Genomic DNA, 4511 nt, shown 5'->3' with positions numbered 1-4511 from the left:
GCCTCGTCGGCGACCGCGGAGAGCGGGTCGTCGAGATAGCTCGCCGCGGCGCTCACCGAAACCTCGGCCCGCGGCGCCGGCGCGCCCCCCTCGTCCTCGACCACGCCGTCGATCTCCAGCCCCGCGCCCAGCTCCAGGTCGAGCTGGTTCTCGCCCGCGCGCAGCGCGAGGCGCTTCACCGCGCGCCGCGTCCCCTCCTTCGCGGCCTCGACGTCGCGCTCGCCCGGCTGCAGGTTGTCGAGGCGGTAGAGCCCCTCGGCGTCGGTCTTCGTCTCGAGGCGCGGGAACGCGCGCGCGGCCGAGCCGTCGTTCCCCGCGGGGCGCACGGTCGCCCCCGCGGCGGGCGCGCCGTCCGGCCCGAGCACGCGCCCGACGAGCCACGCCCCGCGCTCCATCGCGATCTCGAGGCCGTCGAGGTTCTTGCCCTCCACGACCTCCATCGCGGCGAACTTGCGGCGCTGCATCCCCGGCGCGGAGAACGTCAGCTCGACCTTTCCCGGGGCGACGTCGTCGAACGCGAAGCGCCCCTCGGCGTCGGTGTCGATCCGCTGCACGTAGCGGCCGATCACCATCGACGCGCCCCCGCCGACGCGGCGCTCGATCAGCGCGGTCACGTCGGCGCCGGCGAGCGGCTTGCGGTCCGGGTCGAGCACGACGCCGGCGACGCGCGAGGCGGGGGCGAGCGCGATCTCCAGCGGCTGCGGGCCCGCGGGGGAGATCCCCGGCAGGTTCGCCGTGTTGTAGCCCTCGCGACGCACCATCAGCTCGACGCGCGCCGCGGCGTCGAGGTCGCGCAGCGCGAAGCGCCCCGCCGCGTCGCTCGTCGCGTCGGGGGCGCCGTCCTGGCGCAGCCGGCGCAGCGCGGCCTCGCGGAAGTCGGTCGGCATCACGACGACTTCGGCGCCCTCGACCGGCCCGCCGCTCCTGCTCGTCACGATCCCGTCGAGCGTCGCGCCGGCGGCGAGCGTCACCGCGCCGACGTCGAGCGGCCGCCCGGCCTCGACGACGAGCCCCTCGCGCCGCGCCGTCGCGAAGCCGCGCCGCGCGGCGACGAGGCGATAGCGCCCCGCGGCCAGATCCGCGAGCCGGAACGCGCCGCCGCCGTCGCTCAGCGCGCGCGCCGCCTCCTGCGGCCCCTCGAGCGGCGAGCGGCCCGCGTCGCCGGCGGCGAGGCGCGCGGCGACGAGCGTCGCGCCGCCGACCGGCCGCCCCTCGCGGTCCACAACGTGCCCGACGATCGCCGCGCCCCGCTCGAGCGCGATCGCGATCCCGCGCCGCGTCGTCCGCGGCTCGAACGGCCCCGCGGCGACCGTCGCCGGCGCGAAGCCGGGGAACGACGCCTCGATCTCGTAGACGCAGCGCGGGTCGAGGCCCGCCGCGCGGAACGCCCCCTCGGCGCGGGCGAACGTCTTCGCGTCCGGATCGGCGCCGTACTGGAGCCGCAGCCGCGCGCAGGGGCCGACGGCCGCCTTGCGCGCGACGACGACCGCGCCCGGCGCCGCCGCGCCGCCGGCGGCGACGCTGCCCTCGACGGCCGCGCCCCAGCGCAGCGCGGCGGTCGGCGCGGCGCCGTCGGGCTTGACCGCGACCCACGCGTCGAGCGCGCCGGCCGCGCGCACGAACAGGTCGTCGCCCGGCCTGACCGCGGCGAGCGCGTAGTTCCCCGCGTCGTCGGTCAGCGCGAAGTTCCCGTGATCGAGGCGGGCGAAGACGAGCGCCCCGGCGATCGGCGCGCCGCCCTCGGCCGCGGCGACCCGCCCCGCGGCGCGCGTCGCCGCGGGCAGCGCGATCCGCCGCACCGCCGCGGCGTCGCCGGCGCTCGAAGACGACGCATTGCCCCTCGCGTCGTTCGCGCTGGACGCATTGGAAGACCCCGCGCCGCTCCTCGCGTCGTTCGCGCTGGCCGCGCTCGACGACGCGGCGTTGCGTGGACCGTCGCCTCCGCTCGCCGCGCCCTTCGCGTTCGCGGCGGCGCCCTGGCCCCGCGCGCCGATCGTCAGGCTCGTCTTCGCCCCGTCGGCGCCGATCGCCTCGAGCTCCGTTTCCGCGCCCGGCGCGAGGCGAAGCTCGGCCCGCCCGTCGCTCCCCGCGACCGCGAGCGGCGCGCGCAGCTTGGCGTCGAAGAGGACCGCCCCCGCGGCCGGCGATCCGTCCGCGACGGCGACCGCGACGACGGTCGGCGGCGCCGCGACCAAACGCAGCGCGATCCGTCCCGCGTGCGCGCCGCTCCGCTCCGCGGCGACCCGCCCCGGCGCGAGGACGCGCACGTCGAGCGCGCCGTCCGCGGGGAGGCTCAGCCGCGCCGCGCCGGCGCCGTCGGTCGCGACCACCTGCCGCGCGACGTTCCAGCCCGCGGCCTCGCGGCCGCGCGCCGCGCGCGCGACGACCACCGCCCCCGAGATCGGCCGCGCGCCGTCGCCGGCCTCGACGACGAGCGTCGCCTCGCGGGCGAGCCGCGCGTCGTCCACGACGTCGTCCTCGGCCACGCCGAACGCGTCGGTCTCCAGCGGCGCGCACCCCTTGGCGCGCACCCGCACGCGGTAGACCCCCGCGCGCGGCGCGGCGAGCGCGTACCGCCCGTCGCTCCCGCTCTTCGTCGCCGCGGCCACGGCCGGCCCCTCGCCGCGCAGCGTCGCCGCCGCCCCGGCGCGGGCCGTCGCCTCGACCAGCAGCTCGACGTCCGCGCCGGCCATCGGCGCGCCGCTCGGCGCGACCACGAGCCCCTCGAGCCGCGGCCCGTCGGCCTCTGTCGCCGCGACCGCCGCCGCCGACACAGAAAGGAGAAGAAACGCGACCACCCCCGCGGACCACGCGCGCGCACTCATCATCGACGTGTCCCCGGTAGACAAAACCAGCATACGCTCCCGTCCGCGGTCAAACTCCAGCGCCACACGCTCTTCCGCGCTGCGGCCGGCGTGGTTCCCGCGATACCGCGCCTCGCGGGCTAATAAGACAGCGGCTCGCGGACGCCGCTTCGGGCGGCGAAGGCGCCGCCGTCCGGTCGATCGTCGGGACGCGCCGGCCGCCCCGCGGCGCGGCGCGTCCGGGCTCGGCCCAGCGCAGATCGGCACGTTATGTGCCGCATCGCCCGCTAACCTCGTCTCGATCGACAGGGGGGACCGGCGCGGCGCGAGCCCCGCCGGGGCCAGGGCGGGCGCCCGACCGGGGGGCCGGGCGCCCTCGCCCGAGCGGCGGCACCGTGCGGCGCGCGAACGAAGAGATGCGCGACGCGTCAGCAAAGGTCGCCTCGGGCGTCTCACCAGCACGCGGGCCGCGGCGCCCGTCCGGAAGCGACCCGGGGGGCCGCCCGGACTCCTCTCACCCGCCGCGGCCTTCGTGAACGCGCCGGCGCCCGGTTCCCCGCCGCCGGCACGGGGGGGCGGGCGCCCGTCTTGGGGCGGGCGCCCGCGTTCACGAACCGCACCGAGGCGCCGAGGCGCCTTTCGCCATGACGCGCGGCGCCGCCGCGCCGCGTCGGGAGAATGCATGAACGGAACGTCCCGGATCGTCGCGCTCGTCGCCTTCGCTCTCTCGCTTCCCGCCGTCGCGATCGCCCAGGAACAGGCCGGCGGCGGAGGAACCACCGCGCCGCCCGCCGGGTCCGCCGGCGTCGGCGCGTCGGAGGCGTCCGCCGCGCCCAACGTCGCCGCCGTCCCGCGCGCGCCCGAAGCGGCGCTCACGAACGAGGAGGTCGTGAAGCTCGCCAAGCTCGGGCTCGGGGACCAGGTCGTCGTCGCCAAGATCAAGCAGGCGCCGCGCGTGGACTTCCGCCTCGACGCGGACAGCCTGGGGCGGCTCAAGCAGGAGGGGGTCGGCGCCGACGCGATCACGGCGATGCTCGAGCGCTCGTCCGCGGGCTCGGTGCAGCAGACCACGATCGTCGTCAATCCCGGCACCGGCGTCGGTCCCTCCACGCCCTTGGTGCTCAGCGAGGGGATGGTGCGGATGCGCACCAAGGAGTGGGAGAAGGACCTCAAGTCGACCGCGGGAAGCGTCTCCACGACGTACGCGTTCGTCACGGTGCTGCTCTTCTCCGACTTCCCGGGACTCGCCGCCCCCGTGCGGACGACCGACCCGCGCCCGACCTTCCTCGTCGCCTCGCGCCAGAGCCCCGTCGGCCGCTACTTCCTCGTCAAGGCCAAGCCGAACAAGGGGGACAGGAACCGCTCGGTCAAGATGGGCCGGGCCGGCTTCGTCACCTACAAGGAAGTCGGCGCGCCGGACGTGGACTGGCAGATCCCCGCGGACGTCGTCGAGGAACAGCCCGGCCTCTGGCGCATGACGCCCCGTCGGCCGCTGCCGAAGGGCGAATACGGCGTCTGGGTGAAGACGAACGACCTGTTCGACTTCGCGGTCGAATGACGACGGAATGCGGGCCCGCACCGCGTCGCGGGCCCGCATGGGCGACGGCGCCGCGATCTCGACGATGCTCGAGTGCGACGCCAGAGCCCTGAAGATGTGAAGAAGGGGAATTGACCGTGTCTACCGGATCCTCCCCGTCAAGCTCACGA

Annotated in this window: 2 protein-coding genes; one reads left to right on the top strand and one right to left on the bottom strand. The window is 77.2% G+C overall.

The annotated features are described in order from the left end of the window. A partial coding sequence (locus LLG88_06035) for a carboxypeptidase-like regulatory domain-containing protein (GenBank protein ID MCE5246465.1) occupies positions 1 to 2828 on the bottom strand: 2828 nt, incomplete at its 3' end. A gap of 658 nt (positions 2829 to 3486) precedes the next feature. Here LLG88_06035 and LLG88_06030 point away from each other — a divergent pair. Next, positions 3487 to 4362 (top strand): hypothetical protein, encoded by an 876-nt coding sequence (locus tag LLG88_06030; protein MCE5246464.1) that lies wholly within the window; start codon positions 3487 to 3489, stop codon positions 4360 to 4362. Positions 4363 to 4511: the final 149 nt, after the last annotated feature.

Source organism: bacterium, from assembly GCA_021372775.1.
Lineage (GTDB): Bacteria > Acidobacteriota > Polarisedimenticolia > J045 > J045 > JAJFTU01.
The sequence above is the reverse complement of the archived record's forward strand: the minus strand, read 5'-3'. Positions and strand labels throughout refer to the sequence as shown.